General features: G+C 31.3%; 18 protein-coding genes, 1 pseudogene and 1 riboswitch. Of the genes and pseudogenes, 9 read left to right on the top strand and 10 right to left on the bottom strand.

Going from position 1 to position 22,612, the window contains the following annotated elements; all coding sequences use genetic code 11:
• Positions 1-99: 99 nt before the first annotated feature.
• From KFE69_13390 to KFE69_13360, 7 genes are all read right to left on the bottom strand, one after another.
• Positions 100-1,050, bottom strand: a complete 951-nt coding sequence (locus tag KFE69_13390) for an IS3 family transposase (GenBank protein UTW44092.1) — start codon at positions 1,048-1,050, stop codon at positions 100-102.
• Complete coding sequence (locus KFE69_13385; GenBank protein ID UTW42448.1) at positions 1,011-1,304, bottom strand: transposase; 294 nt, start codon at positions 1,302-1,304, stop codon at positions 1,011-1,013. Before KFE69_13385 ends, KFE69_13390 begins: the two co-directional genes overlap by 40 nt.
• Before the next feature lie 350 nt (positions 1,305-1,654).
• Positions 1,655-3,229, bottom strand: a complete 1,575-nt coding sequence (locus KFE69_13380; protein ID UTW42447.1) for a tryptophan 7-halogenase — start codon at positions 3,227-3,229, stop codon at positions 1,655-1,657.
• 168 nt (positions 3,230-3,397) lie between these two features.
• Positions 3,398-3,559 carry a transposase gene (locus KFE69_13375; GenBank protein ID UTW44091.1) on the bottom strand — a complete coding sequence of 54 codons (162 nt, stop codon included), beginning with the start codon at positions 3,557-3,559 and terminating at the stop codon, positions 3,398-3,400.
• Positions 3,560-3,587: 28 nt separating this feature from the next.
• On the bottom strand, positions 3,588-5,288 hold the full coding sequence (locus tag KFE69_13370; protein ID UTW42446.1) for an alanine racemase: 1,701 nt from the start codon (positions 5,286-5,288) through the stop codon (positions 3,588-3,590).
• Positions 5,285-5,683: a cupin domain-containing protein gene (locus KFE69_13365; GenBank protein ID UTW42445.1), complete on the bottom strand. Its 399-nt coding sequence runs from the start codon at positions 5,681-5,683 to the stop codon at positions 5,285-5,287. Before KFE69_13365 ends, KFE69_13370 begins: the two co-directional genes overlap by 4 nt.
• Complete coding sequence (locus KFE69_13360) at positions 5,683-6,873, bottom strand: hypothetical protein (GenBank protein ID UTW42444.1); 1,191 nt, start codon at positions 6,871-6,873, stop codon at positions 5,683-5,685. Before KFE69_13360 ends, KFE69_13365 begins: the two co-directional genes overlap by 1 nt.
• 302 nt (positions 6,874-7,175) lie before the next feature.
• On the opposite strand from KFE69_13360, the gene KFE69_13355 reads away from it, so the two are divergent.
• Positions 7,176-9,869, top strand: a complete 2,694-nt coding sequence (locus tag KFE69_13355) for a hypothetical protein (GenBank protein UTW42443.1) — start codon at positions 7,176-7,178, stop codon at positions 9,867-9,869.
• Between the two features lie 43 nt (positions 9,870-9,912).
• Here KFE69_13355 and KFE69_13350 read toward each other — a convergent pair.
• Positions 9,913-10,788, bottom strand: a pseudogene (locus tag KFE69_13350) (IS982 family transposase).
• A gap of 326 nt (positions 10,789-11,114) precedes the next feature.
• On the opposite strand from KFE69_13350, the gene KFE69_13345 reads away from it, so the two are divergent.
• Together KFE69_13345 and KFE69_13340 are read left to right on the top strand one after the other, a co-directional pair.
• Positions 11,115-12,509, top strand: coding sequence for a fibronectin type III domain-containing protein (locus KFE69_13345; GenBank protein ID UTW42442.1), 1,395 nt, complete (start codon positions 11,115-11,117; stop codon positions 12,507-12,509).
• A 476-nt stretch (positions 12,510-12,985) separates the two neighbouring features.
• The gene (locus KFE69_13340; protein ID UTW42441.1) at positions 12,986-13,135 is read left to right on the top strand and encodes a DDE-type integrase/transposase/recombinase; all 150 of its coding nucleotides are present in this window, start codon (positions 12,986-12,988) and stop codon (positions 13,133-13,135) included.
• Between the two features lie 310 nt (positions 13,136-13,445).
• Here KFE69_13340 and KFE69_13335 read toward each other — a convergent pair whose 3' ends face one another.
• Positions 13,446-14,213, bottom strand: a complete 768-nt coding sequence (locus tag KFE69_13335; GenBank protein UTW42440.1) for a hypothetical protein — start codon at positions 14,211-14,213, stop codon at positions 13,446-13,448.
• Positions 14,214-14,483: 270 nt separating this feature from the next.
• Here KFE69_13335 and KFE69_13330 point away from each other — a divergent pair, with 270 nt between their 5' ends.
• From KFE69_13330 to KFE69_13310, 5 genes are all read left to right on the top strand, one after another.
• Positions 14,484-16,604, top strand: a complete 2,121-nt coding sequence (locus KFE69_13330) for a thioredoxin family protein (protein UTW42439.1) — start codon at positions 14,484-14,486, stop codon at positions 16,602-16,604.
• A gap of 219 nt (positions 16,605-16,823) precedes the next feature.
• Positions 16,824-18,155 carry a DUF3570 domain-containing protein gene (locus KFE69_13325; GenBank protein UTW42438.1) on the top strand — a complete coding sequence of 444 codons (1,332 nt, stop codon included), beginning with the start codon at positions 16,824-16,826 and terminating at the stop codon, positions 18,153-18,155.
• A 27-nt stretch (positions 18,156-18,182) separates the two neighbouring features.
• Entirely contained in the window at positions 18,183-18,674 is a 492-nt protein-coding gene (locus KFE69_13320; protein UTW42437.1) for a TlpA family protein disulfide reductase, read from the top strand.
• 32 nt (positions 18,675-18,706) lie between these two features.
• Positions 18,707-18,937: a DUF4266 domain-containing protein gene (locus KFE69_13315; GenBank protein ID UTW42436.1), complete on the top strand. Its 231-nt coding sequence runs from the start codon at positions 18,707-18,709 to the stop codon at positions 18,935-18,937.
• Between the two features lie 47 nt (positions 18,938-18,984).
• On the top strand, positions 18,985-19,854 hold the full coding sequence (locus KFE69_13310) for an FAD:protein FMN transferase (protein UTW44090.1): 870 nt from the start codon (positions 18,985-18,987) through the stop codon (positions 19,852-19,854).
• On the opposite strand, the gene msrA is transcribed toward KFE69_13310, so the two are convergent.
• Positions 19,851-20,459: a peptide-methionine (S)-S-oxide reductase MsrA gene (msrA, locus tag KFE69_13305; GenBank protein ID UTW42435.1), complete on the bottom strand. Its 609-nt coding sequence runs from the start codon at positions 20,457-20,459 to the stop codon at positions 19,851-19,853. The genes KFE69_13310 and msrA overlap by 4 nt on opposite strands.
• Positions 20,460-20,594: 135 nt before the next feature.
• A riboswitch (TPP riboswitch) is annotated at positions 20,595-20,700 on the top strand.
• Between the two features lie 83 nt (positions 20,701-20,783).
• On the opposite strand from msrA, the gene thiC reads away from it, so the two are divergent.
• On the top strand, positions 20,784-22,601 hold the full coding sequence (gene thiC, locus KFE69_13300; GenBank protein UTW42434.1) for a phosphomethylpyrimidine synthase ThiC: 1,818 nt from the start codon (positions 20,784-20,786) through the stop codon (positions 22,599-22,601).
• The last annotated feature ends 11 nt before the right edge of the window (positions 22,602-22,612 follow it).

The raw sequence follows: 22,612 nt of genomic DNA, 5'->3' as shown, positions 1-22,612 counted from the left end.
CGGCTGGGGTGACTCAGTCGTTCTACTTACCCATTGTGTTGGTAATTCAAATAGTTTAGATTGAAAATTCAAAAATGAATCTTGAATTTTCTTGATCTGTCAACCTTTTACTAGACACTTGGCTATGGGATATTGTGGTTGATTAAAATAATTTCTTTCAAACTCCTCTGGTGATAAATAGTTTAACGTTGAGTGCATCCTTTGGCGGTTATAAAAAACTTCAACATATTCAAAGATACAGCGCATTGCTTGATTCCTAGTTTGGTATTTCTGATCATGTACAACTGCTAATTTCAAAGTATGGAAAAAACTTTCAGCTACAGCATTGTCATAGCAGTTACCCGTACTACTCATGCTTAATCTAATTCGATGCTTTTTAGTTAATTGATGATAAACTCGGCTTGTATATTGAGATCCCCTATCAGAGTGTAATATCAACCCTGAATCAGGCTGTCGCCTTTTAACTGCTTGATTAACTGCCCTTAAAACTAAATCAGCTGTAATACGCTGACTCATAGCCAAGCCAACAACTTTCCTTGAAAATAAGTCAACAACAGTTGCTAAATATAACCATCCTTCATTAGTTGGCACATAAGTGATATCACTCACCCATACCTCATTAGGAGCTTCTACCATGAATTTTTGTTTTAACAAATTAGGTGCAACATAATAAGGTCTTTTACTTTGATTGGTGGTTACCTTAAACTTTCTTCTTGCTTTAGCATAAAGCCCCAATTCTTTCATTAGCTTAGCAATACGTTTACGACCGACATAGATATCTAGTCGTCTAAGTAAAAGCTGTAACCGCCTTGTGCCATATTCTCCCTTTGAGTTTATGAATGCTTTGATTAACAGAGGGCGTAACTGGCTATTTATTATCTCTTTCTTAGACAAGTTACCACGACTGTACTGATAGTAAGCGCTACGACTAACACCAAAAATCTTTGCCATTCTCTCAATTGAGAAATCTCGCCGATACAAATTAATAAATTCATAAAGCTCGGCTCTTTTTACTTTTTCTTTGAGAAAATGGTTAACGCCTTTTTTAATATATCACGCTCCATGCTAACATCAGCTAATTGCTTTTTAAGCGCAAGTAATTCTTTTTCTTGTGCCGAGAGTTCTTTGGGTTTAAAGCTTTCATCTCCTCGTTGACGATACTCACTAACCCAGTTGTATAAAGTAGATTCTGCTACTCCTAATTGCTTTGTTAATTCTGATAAGCTTTTTTTACCATTAACATATAACGATGCTGCATTACGTTTAAATTCAGCATCATAAGAATGACGTTTTCTAGTTGTCATAAAGTTCTCCTGGTTTGTTGATAAGATGATAATTCATCCCATAACAAAGTATCTACCTAATGGTAACCAGATCAATTTATATGCTGATGGATTTATGTGAAAACCTTAGCATAGAAAGATTCTGACGTTTAATTCGGAATATGCAACAAGCCTGCTTTTGATCTTGTGGTAGATCTCAACTTTGGTTAAAGCTTTTTACTAGTTGACCAAAGCTAAGACATGTCTTTGGATGATCTGTCATTTAAATTCAATATTTAATGATCAATATTCTACTTCAAAATGCCAATTTTGTGATAATATTTTACAAAAATAAATAAGTGAAATTTACCCTAAAATCTACGATTGATTAGCTAGCTGAGAATTGTTGTCTTACCCATATGTAGCTGACAAAGGTAGTCATAATTTGATGGCAAAGTTAACAATAGTTGATCCTGCTTATTTTTCACTTGATTAATTATTTCATTTGCTTGATTAATTGATTTTTGTTTGTATTTTATCAAAGGTAAAGAGTTATCAGGTATGAAGCCAAGTCCTGAAAAAATACAATAATAGCTTCCATTGGTCCAAAAGTTCTTAAATTCAGCTTCAAAAGAACCATAATAATTACTTTCATCAGTAGTTGGCTGATTAATTGGTAAGCCTGCTTTATATCGTTCCACTTTATTTAAAATACTATCAGTTAATTTTAATGATTTATTAGCTTTCCAAAACTCAGTATCCATTCTTGGTGAAAAATAAAAATGTGACTGAATAAAATCTCTAGTATCGTCAAACATTTCTGCTATATCATTATTAAATTTATCTATTAATATAGGATTAAAGTTTAAATCTGGAAAATATTTTACCAAATGATAAATTGCAGCATATATAAAATATATGCCTGTGGATTCAAGTGGCTCTAAAAAACAACTTGATAAGCCAATGCTGATACAGTTTTTAACCCAACTATGCCTATTTCTACCTACTCTAAATTTAATCTTATTTAAGGTTGTTTTATTCTCATTTATATTCCAAAGTTTACATAAATCTTTAACCGCTTGATCGTCAGTAGAAAATGAATCAGAATATACATACCCAGTACCAAAACGTCCTAGCATTGGTATTTTCCAAGTCCAGCCAGAGTTCATTGCAATTGCTGATGTATATGGTTCAATCCCATATTTTTCATCATCATGTGTGATTGAAGTTGCTACAGCACTATTGCATAGTAGCTGATCACTCATATCAATAAACGGTTCTTCTAATGCTTTATTTATCAACAATCCCTCAAAACCAGAACAATCTATGAATAAATCACCCAAAATTTTTCTGCCATCTTCTAACGTCAAGGCCCTAATAAATCCTTTATTATCCTTCTCAATAGCTATGACCTTAGATTCAATACGTGACACATTCTTATTTTTTATGGAAAATTTCATTAAAAAATCAGCTACTAAATGAGCATCAAAGTGCCAAGCATAACGAGTTGATTTTTCACCATTCAACCATTTTGGAGATAATTTAGCATCCATTATTGGAGGTTCTTTAAAACAAGTATAATCAAATGCCTTATTAGTTTTATTCGATAGATAGTTGTTTAACCAATAGTGAGATAAAGGTATTTGATCACAATCAGGCAATAATCCAAATGGGTGATAAAAATGATCATTTTTATCAGTTGATTTCCAATTGATAAACTTAACAGCCATTTTAAAAGATGCATTACATTTAGGCATCCAATCTTCTTCCTTCAAACCTAAATAGTCAAAAAATGCTTTTTGTAAGTTAGGAACTGTTGCTTCTCCAACCCCAATTTTTGGAATTTTTGGTGTTTCAATAACTCTAATATTGACAGAGTTTTGCAATGCTTTTTGCAAATATGATGCTGTCATCCAGCCCGCTGTACCTCCACCTACTATTACTACATCTTTAACTAAGTTATTCATATTCAACTATCCTTCTTTCTTAGTTTATATTACCTGATTTTAAAACTTGATAATTAGTATAAAAATTATCTGTATGAAGACTTTTTTTATTGCTTCTAAGTATATATTTTTTATGAAATTTGTAGTCCCTATAATATAAATAGGCTCTTCTCCCGTGTCTGTTGTTAGTTATAATCCATAAGCTTCATAGTCTTTTAAGCCCAACCATAACCTTTGAAAATAACTCTCAACAGATGCTAAACCATAGCATCTTCTTTTCATTACTTTTATCTTATTATTTAATCCTTCAACAAAACCAGAGCTTTTTTTAGCCTTGAAATAATTTGCTATTTGTCCTTATCTAAAGTTTTTTCTGGCGCTAACATATAGTATCCCAAACTGCTACAACCTGATCATTACGTACTGCATAAATCTTTTTATGCAAAAAACCCATGGCATCTGTATACCCAGGAATTAGCACCACTTTATCACCCCTATTCATATTAATAGGCCTATCATCATTCTCCTTTGACGCTTTAATTTTAGTATGCTCTGCACTAAGGCCAACAACCTCTATATCCTGTCTATCTCTAGGTTGTGGTAACCCTCCAAATGGGTGCCAGCCAGTGGCCTTAAAACCAGCATTGCCAGTTGCTCTGGTTTTATTGCTTGGCATACTAATGATTTGTGTCAATATTAAAGCTCCAGATTTATGCCCATGATCTTTTAAATTAGCTTTATTACAATAAAGCAGATCACATATTGCGCCGCCTCCTGCTTGTACTTCATTTACTATGCCTATATCTAAACAATCAATATAGTTACAACTACCACCACCACTAACAACATTTACATCTATACCAGCAGATTCTATGGCTTTTTTTGCTTCAGCTAAAATTTCATGGGATAATATACTTTCACGCGTTTTATCCTTTGGAGATAATATTGGTGTATGCCCTTCATAGCCTGTAATACCAACAAAGCATAGAGAATTACTTTCTTTTTCTATGCGCTTAACTAGTTTTGCTAATTCTACAGCCTCCTGAATGGTTGTACCGCAGCGGTTATGATTTATATTAAGTTCGACCAATACCTCAATTGGTGTGGTAATTTCCCATTTTTCTACAACTTTTGCTAAATTTTTCAAATAGTCTATATCATCAACAGCAACTCGTAAGCGCTTAACTAGCTTTGCAATTGATGATAAACGCTCTAGTTCCTCTATAGTCCCTACCTGGTTTGCAAAATATATATCCTGAATATTTGCTTTAGCAAAAGCTTCTACTTCATCTAGAGTTAATAATACAACCCCATTTATATTACCTTTATTAATAAGATAATGTGCAAACTCTGGACATTTATGTGCTTTACAAGGGGCTCGCCACATTACTTTTTTAGCTTTGAAACGTTTTTTCATTAGGTTGATATTATGATCAACAATATTTAAATCTAAAAGAAATGATGGTGTAGGTAATTCATTAATATTTTTTCCTATTAGTGGGTCTGCTTTATTTGCCAATTGCTTTTTAATTATCTGACCTTTTTCTTTTGATTTGCTCCAGCATGTTAATTCAATCCACATTCCCCATGGAGATACTAAAAAAGTTGAAGTGCAAACTTCACCTCTAAGAGGAAACTGCATAGGTGGATCTTGAATAAATCTTGTACCTGACCATTTAGGTATTATATTTTTTTTTATATAATCTACAGCCTTATCAATGTCTTTGACAGTAAATGAGATATAACTATTAGCTAAATCGCTAAATTTATGCCAATTACCTTCGCCTTTTAGAGAAGGTTGTTCTGGAGTGTGCCACTCAAAAAGTTCTATATATTGAGTTAAATGATGGTCGCCACATTTTAGCATAATAACATGTGGCATATATGATTCAGGATCTACACCAAGAATGTCTGACCAACCTCTTTCGCCAGCATTAGGTGTTGGCTCTCTTTTTACTTCCCAATCAAACTCTGCATCAAAAACTTCTATTAGAAAGTCTGCTGCTAGTTGGGCATTAGGAACAACTAACCCAACATGATCAAACCCCATATTTGTAGGTATGCCTGTATTTTTATTCATTCCATATCCTTCACTGTTTTTTGCAAATAATGCAAATCTATAGTACTAGTTTTGGGGTCTAATATAGGAGGTGACTGAATACTAAGGAATAGAGTTTTAGTATTAGTAACGAATCCATGTAACACGTTTTTAGCTATATCGATCTGCATGTTCTGTTTATATTTAACTTTATTCTCTCCTAAGAGAAAAATACCTGTACCAAAAATAATGTAAATTGCTGCTTGGCTATGCTTGTGATAGTGTTGTTTATAAAAAGTTTTTGGCTGTAACTCTACTAACTCAATATTTTTCTTATTAAAAATACCTAGTTGATATAAGTCATAAATTTCCTCACTACTATCTTCACCAGTAACAACTCTTTTATGGGGAATATTCTTTAAGATCTCATAAGGCATTAAGCTACCTCCTCATTTTGTATTATTTGGGTACAAGCTTGATAAATGTTTATGTTATTTTTTTTTGCAATGTACTCAGCGTTAAAAAGGAATGATGATATTCTATCGTTTACTAATTCTTTAATATAATTATTCCAATTGCTAACATTTTGTTGTTGCTTTAATGCTTCAAGGAATAGTAAAGCAGCACCTGAATTAGAGACCCATTCTGGAATAACTTTTATACCACTTAAAAATGCCCTATCTATTAAATCATGTGAAGCAAAAATATTGTTTGCCCCTGCAACAATATATGCATTTCCAAATTTTAAATCAGAGAATGTGCAGTTAATTAATGAATCAAGTACTCCTGATGTTATTGAATATCTGGTAGCACAAGGACAGAAGATATCTGCCTTATTACATTGTATAAATCGACAAAGAAAATCTACATCAGTTTCGTTGTTCATTCGTTGCTGTAAATTTAAGCTTTCTAGCATTTTTGTATCAAATGAGTTTTTTAACAAGTAACCAACATTTATCCCTTCAGAGTTTGAAATAAACCAATCACGCTCACAAATTCCTATTATGTTGTATTTATCCTTTGCATACATGCAAAAAGCTTTACCAATTTTGCCAAAGCCTTGTATAATAATTTTAGGTTTATAGCTTATTGTATTAACAATATTTTCAACAGTTGTATAGATACTAAAACCAGTTATTGCATGGCTTATTGATATATTCGGACCTTCAATTTTTTGTAATCTTTTTTTAAAAGTATCAATGCATGTTTTAACATTAAAATTTTTTTGTAACATATTTTCTAAGCAGTCAAAAGATGATTTCAAATTCGAATTATTTATTAAAATATTTTCTATATCTTCTGTATTGGTATTAATATCACCACCAGTACTCCAATATTTTTTAATAATATCAATATTATCTTTGAGAAATCTTTTTAGCACATCATTTGCTCGAGGGTCTTCAGCATCAAACTTAATACCTCCTTTACCTCCACCAAGCTTAGGGATTTGTAAAGAGTTTTTTAAACTCATTGTATAAGCCAAATCAGCTACTTCTTGTAACGAAGCAGAGCTGCTCATAAACAAACCACCTCCAGAAACTCCATTTATTAAATTATGTATAACTATCCATCCAACTGCTCCTGTATTTTTTTTGTCATACCAGGTAATTACTTTGTGTGGCTCCATACTATATCTCCATCTTAAAGTTATAAGTAGGTATTTGAGCTATTTTCCATTATCTTGTTGGTCAAATACCAACTTTTAAAGTCCATTGGTTTATATTGTTAAGATTTTATTTTATATATAATTCATATTGCATCAAGTATATATTTATTACAATATTGTACATTTTGCAACCTAACCTAAGAATTGCTAACAAGTTGATGATCATTAATTAATCACTTATGTAACAAAAAGAGACATTACTATTTTTATAGCATATGGTATATATATTATATAGCAGTATATTATTTATCAGGTATATTACAATGACTATAAACAAAAATATAATTCAAAATGAATTGGGAAAATATAATAAATTAAATTGGATGAGAAAATTTATTAATTTTGATAAATCAATAAGAAATTTACGCAAACTATGTAATAGTAATACAATAGAAATAACTGAAATAATAAAAATATTTAAAAAAAATCTACCTAAATATGGATCAATGGAATACAATGTTTTTTCAGAAATATTTAAAAATACAGGTTACAATCCTAAATTACCGTATTATGAGTTATCACTTATAAATGATTTTAAAATAGATAAACTTTTTCTTGATAATAAAAAATCAGATAATTTATTATATTTACTGAAATCACTAAAAGAAATAGGAGTTTTAAATCAAGATAAAATAAATTTTTTACTTACTCAAGATGATAATTATTATTTGCAGCTGAATTATATGATTCAATCAATACCTAGTAACTACTACAAAAAAGAAATTTCAGATCTTTTAGATAAACAAATTGATTATGAGAGTCTAAAAAATATATCATCTATATTTCAGTCTCTATCTTCTTTAAAATACTTACTTAACATAAGTATTAGTCATTTGATGCAGGAGAGTGAAAGTATTCCTCATATTGGATATATTTTAAAAAAACTTTTATTAACTGATGATTTAAAGCAAAGAAGTATCACAGATATCTTAAAAAATATGAACCCAAAATTACTCATATCTTTTGAAGCTCTATTACGTAATCTAGAAACTCATAATTTGTTAAATGAAGTTGATTTGTCTATATTTGTTTCTGAGTATGCTGTTAATAATAATTGGGCAGAGATAGTTAATACTGCTTCAAAAATTATAGAAATTAGTACTGAGAAAAATTCTTTAATTTATTGTTTAAATAAAAACCATGGTAATTTATTTAAAATTTCTTCAATTTTTGAAAAATACAATAAAGGACAAAATTTTTCCAAAAAAAATATTATGTCATTTACAGATATAGGGGAATTAAATACAAGTTATTCATATCTTTTTACAGAAATAAGTAAAACAACCATTGGAGAGTCTTGTAAAAATCTTCTTATGAAAAAAAATAAGTCAGATATAACAAACCTTGCTTATTTATTTCAGTTTTTAGATATAAATAACAATATAGACATAGATAATCTTGAATTACTAATTTTTGATGCCAAATTAGTGGATGATTTATCATCAATAGTTCAGATTTATTCTAGAATAAATAAACAAACAAGAATAGTAAAAAATATAAAAGATTTTTTGACAATTACAGATGGGTTAATTAAATATAGGAAAGAAATTTTGGATTTAGTTAACCAAAACAAAATTAGTCCAAATCAATTAAAAATATTAATAGATCATCCATATATGTCTTATGTATTTAATAAGTTAGAATATGACTTCAATAGTGCTATGAATAAGATTGGTGCTATAAATGGTATATTTAATAAATTATACTCAACTGGATTTTTAGAAAAAGTTAACACAGATAATCTTAATCAATTAATAGAAGATAGTTCAATACGAAATAACTTATTACAATTACCATTGGATAAAATTTATGCTGATAATCTTAATCAATTGATAGAAGATAGTTCAATACGACATAACTTATTACAACTACCATTGGATAAAATTAATACAGATAACCTTAATCAATTAATAAAAGATAGTTCAATACGAGATAATTTATTACAATTACCATTGGATAAAATTAATGCTGATAACCTTAATCAATTAATAAAAGATAATTCAATACGACATAACTTATTACAATTACCCTTGAACAAGCTTGAGACTAATAATCTTAATGAATTAATTAAAAATGCACATTGTTTTCCTGCTTATAAATATATAATTATCCATAATATTACAACAATAGAAATTCAAAGAAAAAATATTGCAAAGATTAATTTAGCAATTAAACTAACTGAAAAATATGGAGATGTTTTTAAAAATAACTCTAATGAAATAATAAATAATGAAGCACTTCAAAGAGCAATAATTCTCCTGGATGATAAGAAAAAGGAGTATGGTGAGATGACAGCTGAAAAGCTAGAAGAAATAATATATAACCAGGAACTTCAACAATTAATAATAATGCCTAAATTCTATCTATTATCAATGGATCAAAAAAAATTTGACAACCTAATTAAAAATAGTTCATTAGTAACATTAGTGAAAATGTGCTTGGAAAATGATCAGTTAATTAAACATACTAAAATTTTTACTATAGCCGAAAGTGATGCTAAAATAACAAACATGAATTTTATAAAATCACATTCGAGCTTATTCAAAAAAATATCTTCTAATACTATAGAAAAATTTATAGTTGATGATAACGTATTGAAATTCTCTGCTATTTTTATTGATAGATACGAACACTATTTAGAGCGTATTAATCAGAAAAATTTTAATGAAATAATTAGTAATCTAGATAACATCACTGAATTTAGTTTATGTTTTAATTTGCTAGATCAAGATAAGCATCTTAGTGGAGTTGATAAAGATAATGCTTTAACTGCTTTAGCTTCTGATAAAAATTTAGAGCAAATATTAAAAGAAATTCAAAATTTGAATGATACCACTATCAATGCTCTAAATCGTCCATTTCAATGCTTTTTTGCTTCTTCTACAATGAATATGAAAAATGACCAGAGTAATAGGGGGGGCTCTTCTCCCGTTTCTGTTGTTAGTTATAATCCATAACTTTCATATAGCCTTTTAAATCTAACCAACCTCAGTTCGATAATTAATTTTTCATATAAGCAATCTTTTTTTGAGCTGAAATTTTAATTGGACTAATCGTCCATGCAGCTAATGCAGAAAGCAAATGAGTCATGGCATTTTTAACTGAACGATGTCTAGTATGCCAAAGCATTAATGAGTTTTTTAAATGATCAAATAGAGTTTCAATAATGCTTCGTTGATTTAATAACTGTTTTTGTTCAGTAGTCAGTATTGGCTGTTTCATGTTTTTTCGTACCTTTATAATTACCTCTAAACCTTTTTCAAATAAAGTTGTTTTCTTGTCTTTACTGATATAGCCCTTATCACCAAATAAATAACTAGTAAGGTTATCACATAGTGAGAGCATTGGTTTGCTATCATGTAGGTTACCTTTTGAAATCTGAAAGTTCATAATTTCACAGTGTTGATTTACAACTAAATGTAATTTCAAACCGTAAAAATATCCCATGCCAGTTCTTCCTTTCTTTGCAGCAGATGAAAATACCTTATGACGCTTAGCTCTTAAATTATGACAAACTGCTAGCTTAGATGGGTCAATGTAATAAATGCCCGTTTGTTCTCCTTGGTTAGCTAAAATAAATAAACTTAGTGGTAATATAGCTTGTTCTATTAACTCAACAAAACGGTTATAGCTAGGTAGCTTCTTGAAGTGATTAACCCAGTAAACACAAACAAAGTCGTTGTAGTAATCTTTAAATGTACGCTATTTAATTTGTTGGAACATAACTAAGATTACAGCTATTTCACTGACTGTTAAAATAGGCTTTCTGCCTCTGCTTGATTTTTCTTTGCCTATTAGGTTGGCTTTTAAATTTTTTTCAAGGATAATGCAGAAGTCGTCTAGGCGACAAAATGTTGTGATGAGTAAGTCTTCCATGATGAGTGATGTTATTTTGTGAAATTTAATTCATCATAACATCTTAAAATTCAATTAGTTAAATTACTTTCTATTTTCGAACTGAGGTTAGGGAAGTATTAACAAATATAGCGACTAAGCTTGATAATGCTGATAAAAGCACATGGGGTAAATTAGTAGTAAGGAAAGGCAATAAGATAATTAGGATACTATCCCCAGGAGTACTAGGTAATGGTGCAGATTTTACACATGTATTTCCAATCAATTATTTTTCCAACTATATTAATAATCAGTCTATTAAAATTCAGACTAGTCATCATGGTCTATGTATTGGGCATGTTTCGTTATTGAATGATAAACAAACTCTTGAATTTTCTTGTAATAATGGAGCTTTCTTTTCTGTCAATAGACCAACTGCTCCTGAATTATTTGGTGGTATATGGCTTAAAAATACTCACAAAGAAATTGGGAAAGCCTTATCTGCTATTCAATCAGTTGGTATGCTCCCAGCTGGTAATAATATAGTTTATAGTGAAGCAAATATGAAAAACTTAATCCATAAGTACTATACAGATGTTTCTAAAAATATTATAGGCACAACAAAGTCGTATGCTAATTTATATACTGAAGCTGTTGCAAACCCAGATCCTAAAACTGGAATTGGAAGATATTTTAATAATTATGTTTATTCATATAGTGATTATTTAGGTGTAAGCAATTATGTTAACCCGCCATTTGGGACACCAATTAAAATTACTTTAGCTAAAATGTCTCCAGGTAAACAAGTATTGCCTATTATGACAAAAATTTCATGGATTAAACAGGCGCCGACAGTTAATATGACTTTTGGTAAACGAAGCAAACAATTTAACATTAATCAATTAGCTAAAGTAGTCAATGGTCAAAACAATGAAAGCATTAACTATAGTTGTAAAGTGGCTAATGAACCAAATGCTGCATGTAATGCAACAATATTAAAAGATCAATCTATTTTGCAGGTTAACTTTAGTAACCTAGTAGCAAATAAAGATACAAGCTATACAGTTACTGCTACAGCTAAGGATTATAACGAATTATTACGAGATACAATCCAAGGAAGCATTACTTATCAATCAAATCCAAACAGTATTCAATGGGGAAGCCATCCAATTAAAGTTAGTGATATAACTAAAACAACTGCTAAGATTACCTGGCTTGCTGTTTCGCAACCTATTGATGGTGTAAATTATAAATATACAATTACTGGTAAGGGTGTTGATCAAAATCCATTAACATCTCCAGTACCTATGTTTATAAAACAAACAAAATTGCTTCCAGATACAACCTATACTGTAACAGTCGCTGCTTCAGACCAAAATGACACTATAAAACGCAGCCAAACATTTACTACTCCAGGCGGTAGCAATAACAAAAATGTTTCATTTCACTTTATGGTTCCATCAGAGGAAGGCTTAATATCTGTTGTAGTTAATGGCGTTAAATATCATATATCTTCAAGTGAAGATTCAAATATTCATTCTACATATAAATTACCTATTAATACGGCATTTAAGCTAAAAAATAAAAATCAGCTACCATGTAAAATTAAATTATTAGGTAATAGTAAATCAGGGTTTAAAGTAGATTATATTTCAGGTAATGCTGTATGTAAGTCAATTAACTATACTAATGAACAGTCTTGGAATCCTAAAAAACGTGTAGTAGAGCATATTCCAACATTACAAATACCTGCCAATCTATAAAAGAAGGCCATGATTTGACCTTTTTCTGCTTCTTGTTGAAGGAAATTAATTATTATTATTTGTGATTAAATTTTATATTATAGTCTATAGAAATAAATTAATATCTTAAAAAGATGATTTAATTATAGTTAAACTATCATTAATAACCTAAGAAACAATAATTGATATAGTTAAATTTATTGGTTCTGTTGCAAAAAATTGTCACTTTGCTAAACTTCTGCCAAATTAGGCACAGGATGTTATAGATGATGGTTTCAAATGGCGTCATTTTAATAAAATGGTCATCATATTAGCTATTCGTTGGTATTTATCTTATTCGTTAAGTTATCGTGATGTTGAAGAGTTATTATGAGAGCGTGGTTTTAAAGTTGACCGTACAACTGTATATCGTTGGGTTGTTAGTTATGCAGATCAATTAGAAGCATCATTCAGGCAAAAACACAAAAAATCTAAGGCATATCGTAGTTGGTGCATGAATGAAACTTAGGCTCTACATCAAAATTAAAGGCAAGGATTATTATTTATATCGTGCTATTGAAGGCGCCGACACTCTAGAATTTATGCTTTCTGAAAAACAAGATGAAGAATCAGCCTTTAAGTTCCTTAAAAAAGCCATTGGTCAGTAGGGTTTACCAGAATGTATTACCATTGATAAAAGTGGCGCCAATGAAGCAGCTATTACTTTATTAAGTTATATGTTGTATCTAATTGGGCTTTGGCCATATTATTGGGTGGAAGATCGTCAAATTAAATATCTTTTTTATTTATTGGTAATTAGTTATCTAGTTGTTTGTGTAATAAACCTTTACTTTGATCTTGATTTCGCACACTCAGTTGAATGGATTGCAGCGATAATCAGTGCAATTTCTCTTTATATCATAAGTCATCAGAAAGCTAAAAAAGAGCAGGTTAAGTCTAAACGCAGATAAATTTTTATCAGTCAGTATAGATCCATTGACTAAGACTGAGTGAAGCTACTATATTAGTAAACTGTTGATAGAAGGGAAACTCTAATATGTTAGGTTTCATAATTTCATTAAATTTATTTTGTATAGTTGTGATACTTTTATCTGACTCAAAGATGTCTTTACATAGATCTTCTAATTGAAAAACCTTACTATTGAGTGATTTAATAACATTATCTTTTGGTTCATTTAAGATCTGTTCAATTAGTTGACTTTGTGATTTTTTAATCTCTGTTAGTAGTTTATGATCAGGGTAAGCTAATAAGGATTGTTCAAATAATTGTAATATGGTTAATTTGTTACTAGATAATAAATCTGGATTATCTGGGTGAATAGTCACACCAGTTTCAGTATCAAATTTTATTGTTATTTTATCGCCATAGTTATTTGAAACTGCAAATTGTTTTTTACATTCACTCAAGTTTATATATGTTTCTTCTGGTACTTGTGCATTTCTTATTATTCTCTTATTTAGATTTTCTTCATCAAGTTTGATTCCAGCAGCAAACATTACCTTAATATCTAATAACTGACTCATATAATATTCATAATGAGGGGTTGTTGATCTATTTTCTGAGCCAATCAGTTGACCTTGTCGATTTAGGTCTTTTGTAAATTGCTCCTTGATATACTCACTAGTTTGACCTTCATCAGCTCGATAGAGAAAACACTTAGATTTAGTGATTAATTCTTCAACATCTTTCAAATCATTTTTTGAATAGATTAGTACATTTGTCATTATGCAACCCCGGATTGTTTAAATATTGTTAATGCAATTATAATGATCTCGCATAAATGAAGCAATGAGTTTTATATTTCAATGGTTATATCCTAATTTATTTAAATAACTAATTGATATTTATTGAAAGTAAGTAAATGAAGCATTAATGAATGATAGATTTACTTTAAATTTATTTCACTTTATTTGTCTACTATTTTTGCGACAAGTAAATTAAATAACTATAATTTACATTAATGGTATGTTTTATTATTTTATTTTTGGTATTTTATGAGAATAAATATTTTTAGTATTGTTTGTTGTTTTATTTTTTACTTACTATTTAGTGTGAGTGTATTTGCTTCATTATCTAATCAAGCGACTAAAAATACCTTAAAATCTAGCAAAGCAGAAGTGACACTACTAAGTGCTGCTAATACATTTAATGAGCAAAAAACAAGTATTTTGTTAGGTGTTCGCTTTGTCTTATTTGATAACTGGAAAATTTATTGGCGCAACCCTGGAGTTGCAGGCATTCCTCCAGAGTTTAGCTGGGATGATTCAAAGAATATTCAAATTACTAAGATGTTATGGCCCTATCCGAAGCGTAAAATGATATTAGGCATAGAGTCTAATGTTTATGAACATGAGGTTATCTTTCCAGTTATTGCTGAAGTATTAGAGCCAAAAAAAAAGGCAGAAGTGGCATTAACACTCAATTATATACTTTGTCGAATAGATGCCTGTATTCCAGCTAAGACAAAACTCTATATGACTTTATTACCCGGAGACGCTGTGATATCTCCTAAAGCCAATCAAATCCAAGCCTTTTTAGATAAGGTGCCGAAACTAGATTATTTACCGTCACTTAAATTACATGCTGTTGAATTGAAAAAAGGACAAAAAGGCATTCCAGAGTTATTAATTACAACAAGTTCGCTTGATGCATTTGTCGCGCCTGAAATTTTTATCGAAGGCCCAAGTGATTTATTTTTTAATGCGCCTAAGCTTTATAGAAAGTTAAGTGATTCTAAATTTCAATTTGTTAGTCAAATTTATCATAATAGTAATATGGATCAATCACCTAAAATCTCGCCTTTAGAGAAGTCTGTAACAATTACCTTGGTTGACCAGAATAATGCCCTAGAAAAAACAATGTTAATTACGCGTTATGAAACAGGTATTAAAGTATTAATGATTATTTTGTTAATTGCTGCATTAGGTGGGTTTATTTTAAACTTTATGCCATGTGTTTTACCTATTTTATTTATTAAAATCAGTGATATCATCAATAATTCAGATAAGAGCCAAGGTCGTGTTCGCAAGGAATTTTTATCGACTGCTGTTGGTATTTTGGTTTCATTTTTTGTGCTTGCACTTGTCGCTGTTTTTTTAAAAATTATTGGTGTTGATTTTATTTGGGGTGTGCAATTTCAACAACCACTATTTATTATCTTTATGATGATTATATTGACATTTTTTGCTTGTAATTTTTTCGGTTTCTTTGAATTTAAAATGTTTCTTAGTGTCAATAGCTTTGCTATGAAAACACATGCTAAAAACTATTTAATAGAACATTTTTTTAGAGGTATATTTGCTACGTTATTGGCAACGCCTTGTTCTGCACCTTTTGTTGGAACGGCCCTGGGGTTTGCTTTATCACGAAGCCCATTTGATATTATTATTATTTTTCTTGCTATGGGCTTGGGTTTTGCAAGTCTTTATTTATTAATTGCTATCTTTCCAAGAATTATTAAATGCATTCCAAAACCGGGTGTTTGGATGAGAAAGTTACAAATAATTTTAGGTATGTTATTAATTGGTACGATTATTTGGTTACTTTATATCTTATCTATGCAGCTTAATCTTTTAGCTATTGTAATTATTATAGCCTTACTAATTATTATTGCTGTTATGTTGTTTATAAAATATAAATTCTTAATACAATTAAAAAAAATATTTGGATTATTAATTATACTTTTGGTTTTTATTAGTTTTACGATTCCTTTTCTAGCTACTTTTACAAATCGACAGACAGATATAGAAATAAGTAATACATTTTGGAAACCTTTTAATTTAGAGCGTATTCCCTTGTATATTAGTCAAGGAAAAATTGTCTTTATCGATGTGACTGCAACTTGGTGTGCGACGTGTTTTTACAATAAAAAATTTGTATTAGAAAGTCCAAAAGTTATTACCGCGCTTAATCAAGAAAATATCATTGCCATGCGAGCTGATTGGACAAATAAATCGATTAAAATTACCCGTTATCTGAATTCCTTTGACCGTCATGCGATTCCTTTTAATGTGATTTACAGTCAACAGTATCCACAAGGAATCGTCTTACCTGAATTGCTGACGCAAACTAAAGTAATCAATACATTAGAAAAAGCATCTCAATCTAAACCCTAGTGCATATTGAAGGATGAAATGCAGTCATATTATTTCTTTTACTATGGTGTTTATTTGTTGTTTTCACACAAATACTTGCAAAATTTCTAAATCTGCTATGCTTAGTAATAAAGTATCTTAAGATAAAATAGGACTAATAGGGCGTCTTAATTTTATCTAAAAGGTTGCTTTAAGTGGCTTGATAAAAAATAATTGTAACATTATCAGGAATCGCACGGAATGAGTAAAAAATTAGATAAAAAGAAACAATTGCTATGTTCTTTAACAGGTGCTGCGCTTTTGTTACCGGGTATTGCTTTTACAGCGACACAGGATGATAATTCAGATGATATAACCTCATCTGTGGCAGATTTAAAGGCACAGCCAGAAACAGCTTCAGATACTGGTGGAGTAGATGATACCTTATACACACCGCTATCGATTGATGATCGATCCAGAAAACCAGTTAAGCGTGTATTTGCAGATATTATGTATGGCGGAAGTAATACACATTTTGATTATGTTGATAATAATTCAGATAGTCAAAGTATCTTTGCACATCTTCAAGTACCTATAAGTGATAGTCAAGATGCTGATATCACATTTCTCCGTGATGTAACTACAAGTGCAACGCCTATTTTTTATACACCAACAGCTGGTGGTGGTGCCTCACAAGTAACCACAAGTGCATCAGTAATTGATAGACGAACGGCGCTGAATGTTAAAACGACTCATTATAGCGATTATTTTTCTGTTTCTGTTAATGGTGGATTCTCTGATGAAGATGACTACACATCTTTATTTACTGGTTTGAAAGCTAATATCGATATGAATGATAACAATACAACATTAACTTTTGGTGGTAGTTATTCATATGACGATGATTATCCAGTATCAAGTCAAGGATTTACAAGAACGGGTGGCACATCACATAATCAAGAGTACCTCTTAGGTATTACCCAAGTAATCACACCACGTTTTTTAATGTCGCAGAATGTTTACTATGCTAATGAACGTGGGTTTCTATCAGATCCTTATAAGCTTGTTTGGATTACACCACCGCCACCACCAGGGTTTAGTCCAGTTGTAGCTGATTCTCGACCTGAAGTGCGTAACATATTTGCATTTGTCACTCAAGCGTTGTATTACTTTAATGGTCCTGCTATGAATTTTCGTTATCGTTATTATATAGATAATTGGGGCATTCATTCACATACGTTTAATTTGAGTTTAAATACACCAATTGGTAACTCTGGTTGGACTGTAATTCCAGGGGTTCGATATTACTCTCAATCAGCTGCAGATTTTTACTCTCTTTATTTTACTGAAATACCAAGTGATGGTTACTGGACAAGTGACTACCGTCTTGCTGGATTTGGTGAAATAGGGTTGCAGTTAGAGATTTCAAAAGAATTTATTGGCACAGGTTTTAGGGCGTATGCGGGATATGAATATAGCTATCGTAATAAATCATTGCAACTATTTCATACAGTGGAGACACAACCTGGTGAATCTGAATTTACTAAACTTACAATGAATGTATTTTATGTTGGTATTCAAAAGTTATTTTAATTTTTGAATTTGATATGGGAGTTAACTATGAAGATAAAGCCGTTTTTAGTGGTTAAATTATTTTTATTCAGTTTGTTATGCTCGACAGTAAGTTATGCTGCAATTGGCGTCGGTAGTCGTATACCTGATATAACTTTACCAGTGCTTGATCAAACTGGAAAGAAAGTATCTATAGATAAAATCGATGCAAAGTATTTATATATTGATTTTTGGGCTTCCTGGTGTATTCCTTGTCGTATTTCGTTGCCAAAATTGAGTCAATTAGCTACAAATTTAAATAAAAAAAGTTTAGTCGTGATAGGTATTAATCTTGATCAAGATCCAAAAAATGCATTACAGTTTTTGCAAAAATATCCTACTTCATTTGTAAATTTATCTGATCCAGAAGGTATTGCTGCAGAACGTTTTGATTTACCTCAGATGCCTTCAGCCTACCTTGCGCGTGATGGTGTTATTATTAAAACGTTTTATGGCTATCAGGGACATGAAATGGATCAACTAAATGAATTAATTAAATAATGGCTTTTAAATACTTAAAGAGAGTTTTGCCTATGTTAGTTTTTAAAAAAATGTTTTTATCCGCTATGATGCTATCTTTAGTCCTACTGATGAGCGCTTGTGCAAGTGTAAAGCCTTGGCAGAAAGAATATCTTGCAAAACCACAGATGTCACTTGAATCATCTACGCCATTAGCAGAACAATTTAAACAAGAAGTTTATACAAGTCGCGCTGCTTCTAAAGGAGGGTATTCATTTGGTGGTGGCGGTTGTGGATGTGATTAATGAGGTTATAATTTTTGCTTAATCCAATTTGCTCTGATTTTACAACGATGGGTTCACCTTGTCAGATTCGTCTTTATGCACATTCTGATGAGTTCGGAAAAAGCGTTATCAGTAAAATGATTCACAAGCTTTATCAGTTAAATGATAAATATACTCGCTACCACTCTGATAGTTTAACTTCAAAGATTAATGCTTCTGCCGGTTCTGATAAAGCAATAAAAGTCGATGCTGAAACAGAAGCAATATTAAACTATGCACAAGTTTGCTATCAACAAAGTGATGGGTTATTTGATATTACTTCAGGTGTACTAAGAAAGGCATGGAATTTTTCAAATAATCAATTGCCTGAGCAAAAAAAGATAGATAGATTACTGTCTTTAGTTGGCTGGCATAAAATTAAGTGGCAGCCTCCTTTTATCTTATTGCCGAAAAAAGGTATGGAAATTGACTTTGGCGGTGTTGTTAAGGAATATGCAGCCGATGCAGTTATTGCTATTGCCCAACAGCATGAAATTAAGCATGGTTTGATTGACTTAGGTGGTGACATTCGTAGTATTGGGCCTCTACCTAATGGCGAACCTTGGTCTGTTCATGTTCAGCATCCTAGAAACCCAGAGAAAAAGTTAGTTAAAATTAACTTAGATTATGGCGGTATTAGCACCAGTGGTGATTATGAACGTTATATGATTATTAATGGTAAACGTTATAGCCACATTATTAACCCAAAAATTGGCTGGCCAATTAAGAAAGGGTATGCCTCAGTAACTGTATTAGCAGATCATTGTGTTATCGCAGGCAGTGCAACAACTGTTGCTATGCTTAAGGGAGTAGATGCATTAACGTGGTTAGAAGAATTAACATTACCTTATTGGTGTGTTGATGATCAAGGCAATGTACATACCAATACGAATGCTTAACTTGTTAATTGTTTATCTTGCCAAATTGAATCAACAGTTTTATCGCGACCACAACGCCAGCGGTAATATTCATAACGCCAGGGATGCTTTTTATAATATTGTTGGTGGTAATCTTCTGCTTGATAAAAAGTCGTACTTGGTAGAACTTCAGTAAAGACAGGCTGATTAAGTATGGTTTTTACTTCTTTTAGTACCTTAAGTGCAGCTTGTTTTTGTTGATCATTCGTATAAAAAATGGCTGAAGCATATTGTTTGCCAACATCACAAAATTGCTTATCTTTAACGGTGGGATCAATATGTAAAAAGAAAAATTTAACTAATGCTTCATAGCTAACTTTATCTGGATTGAATGTAACTTCAACAACTTCTTTATAATTGCTCTTACCTGATGAGACTAGGCTGTAGGTTGGATTTTTAATCGTACCGCCGTCATAACCTGAGACGACTTCTATGATCGCATTAGGATATTTATCTTCTTTAAAATGGATAAAGTCAGCCTCCATACACCAGAAACAACCACCGGCAAAAATTGCTACTTCTTGCTTAGCTGCTAAGATTGTTGGTAATAACAATAAGATTAACATTAATTTGATTTGATTAAGCATATCCATATTCCAGTTAAATTATCGAATGGCTTATTTCATTATTTTAGACGAGTTATCATTTAAGTTACTATAAAATAAGCATAATGGAAAACTCCAACTTGACATTTATAATGATTTAGTGAATCCTAACAATCAAGTTAAACACAGGGGAGCCGTATCGGCGGCTGAGAAAAGTAATTTATTTTGACCCTTTGAACCTGATCCAGCTAATACTGGCGTAGGAAGTGTATTTATAATCATTACTATTGGTATATTTACCTTTATCTAGTGTGACTTTTATATCTTTCTATGGACTCAGTAAAACACTTAATTTAAGGAAAGATGATGAGTCAATTTAAGCTCGATGATAATTTACTAAAGCCCTATGAAAGCTCTGAAAAAGTATGTATTTCTGATAATGAAATCAATGTAGCACTACGTAGGATTATTCAAACGGATACGCAAACAGAAGTAGGTAAAATAAATAATCCAGATATTTATGTTTATGATACCTCAGGTGCCTATACGGATCCAAAAAAGAAAATTGATATTACTAAGGGGCTAGAAAAACTACGTCATCATTGGATTCATCATAGAGCTGATTTTGAGCAGCTAGATGCCTTTAGTTCTAAATATACCAATGAGCAAATCATTGATGATATGACATTTCCGAATATCCCATTACCAAAGCGTGCAAGAAACAATCAAAATATCACACAGATGCATTATGCAAGAAAAGGTATTATAACACCTGAAATGCGCTATGTAGCATTACGTGAAAATTTGCTTAAGGCAAATGAATATTTAATTGCATCTGAACTTAATATCTCCCATAAAGGTGAAAATTTTGGTGCCCACTTACCTAAAGAGATTACGGCCGAATTTGTTAGAGATGAAATTGCCAAAGGGCGTGCAATTATTCCTTGTAATATTAATCATCCAGAATTAGAACCAATGATTATTGGACGTAACTTTTCTGTAAAAATTAATGCCAATATTGGTACTTCAGCTGTCACTTCATCAATTGCTGAAGAAGTTGAAAAAATGGTCATTGCCACGCGTTGGGGCGCTGATACTGTAATGGATTTATCAACTGGTAAAGCGATTCATCAAACACGTGAGTGGATTTTAAGAAATTCACCAGTACCCATTGGTACGGTACCTATTTATCAGGCATTAGAGAAAGTGAATGGTAAAGCTGAAGATTTAACTTGGGAGATATTTAAAGATACCTTAATTGAGCAGGCAGAGCAGGGGGTAAGTTACTTTACCATCCATGCAGGTGTACGTTTAGCGTATATCCCACTAACTGCAAAGCGTTTAACCGGTATTGTCTCTCGTGGCGGCTCAATTATTGCTAAATGGTGTATGGCACATCATAAAGAGAGTTTCTTATACACCCATTTTGAAGAAATATGCGACATTATGAAAGCTTATGATGTGTCATTTTCTTTAGGCGATGGCTTACGTCCAGGGAGTATTTATGATGCGAATGATCAAGCGCAGTTATCTGAATTAAAAACTTTAGGTGAACTAACTAAAATTGCTTGGCAGCATGATGTGCAGGTAATGATTGAAGGTCCAGGTCATGTACCGATGCAATTAATTAAAGAAAATATGCAACTTGAATTACAAGATTGTTTTGAAGCACCTTTTTATACTCTAGGCCCTTTAGTCACTGATATTGCACCTGGCTATGATCATATTACATCGGCTATTGGTGCTGCGCAAATTGGCTGGTATGGTACATCGATGTTGTGCTATGTCACACCTAAAGAGCATTTAGGTCTGCCAGATAAAAATGATGTAAGAGAAGGGATTGTCACCTATAAATTAGCAGCGCATGCAGCGGATTTAGCCAAAGGCTTACCTGGTGCTCAAATTAGAGACAATGCCTTATCAAAGGCAAGGTTTGAATTTCGTTGGGCTGATCAATTTAACTTAAGCTTAGATCCAGATAAGGCGAGAGAGTTTCATGATCAGACTTTACCAAAAGAAGGTCATAAATTAGCACATTTTTGTTCGATGTGTGGACCAAAATTTTGTTCGATGAAAATATCTCAAGAAGTACGCCAATATTCAGCTAAAGAAATTGAAGATCAAATGCAACAAAAAGCCCAAGATTTTATTGAACAAGGTGCTGAAATTTATAGTGAAGTCTAATCGATTAAGAT

This window comes from bacterium SCSIO 12844 (assembly GCA_024397935.1).
Classification (GTDB): domain Bacteria; phylum Pseudomonadota; class Gammaproteobacteria; order Francisellales; family Francisellaceae; genus M0027.
This window is presented reverse-complemented; position numbering and strand designations above follow the sequence as displayed.

What these genes read in the sequence shown, in the direction of transcription:
- KFE69_13315 (UTW42436.1), top strand. Translation starts at nt 18,707, where the DNA reads ATGTTAGTTTTTAAAAAAATGTTTTTATCCGCTATGATGCTATCTTTA.
- KFE69_13380 (UTW42447.1), bottom strand. Translation starts at nt 3,229, where the DNA reads ATGAATAACTTAGTTAAAGATGTAGTAATAGTAGGTGGAGGTACAGCG.
- KFE69_13335 (UTW42440.1), bottom strand. Translation starts at nt 14,213, where the DNA reads ATGACAAATGTACTAATCTATTCAAAAAATGATTTGAAAGATGTTGAA.
- KFE69_13330 (UTW42439.1), top strand. Translation starts at nt 14,484, where the DNA reads ATGAGAATAAATATTTTTAGTATTGTTTGTTGTTTTATTTTTTACTTA.
- KFE69_13325 (UTW42438.1), top strand. Translation starts at nt 16,824, where the DNA reads ATGAGTAAAAAATTAGATAAAAAGAAACAATTGCTATGTTCTTTAACA.
- KFE69_13310 (UTW44090.1), top strand. Translation starts at nt 18,985, where the DNA reads ATGGGTTCACCTTGTCAGATTCGTCTTTATGCACATTCTGATGAGTTC.
- KFE69_13340 (UTW42441.1), top strand. Translation starts at nt 12,986, where the DNA reads ATGAAACTTAGGCTCTACATCAAAATTAAAGGCAAGGATTATTATTTA.
- KFE69_13385 (UTW42448.1), bottom strand. Translation starts at nt 1,304, where the DNA reads ATGACAACTAGAAAACGTCATTCTTATGATGCTGAATTTAAACGTAAT.
- msrA (UTW42435.1), bottom strand. Translation starts at nt 20,459, where the DNA reads ATGCTTAATCAAATCAAATTAATGTTAATCTTATTGTTATTACCAACA.
- KFE69_13365 (UTW42445.1), bottom strand. Translation starts at nt 5,683, where the DNA reads ATGCCTTATGAGATCTTAAAGAATATTCCCCATAAAAGAGTTGTTACT.
- KFE69_13355 (UTW42443.1), top strand. Translation starts at nt 7,176, where the DNA reads ATGACTATAAACAAAAATATAATTCAAAATGAATTGGGAAAATATAAT.
- KFE69_13370 (UTW42446.1), bottom strand. Translation starts at nt 5,288, where the DNA reads ATGAATAAAAATACAGGCATACCTACAAATATGGGGTTTGATCATGTT.
- KFE69_13360 (UTW42444.1), bottom strand. Translation starts at nt 6,873, where the DNA reads ATGGAGCCACACAAAGTAATTACCTGGTATGACAAAAAAAATACAGGA.
- thiC (UTW42434.1), top strand. Translation starts at nt 20,784, where the DNA reads ATGAGTCAATTTAAGCTCGATGATAATTTACTAAAGCCCTATGAAAGC.
- KFE69_13320 (UTW42437.1), top strand. Translation starts at nt 18,183, where the DNA reads ATGAAGATAAAGCCGTTTTTAGTGGTTAAATTATTTTTATTCAGTTTG.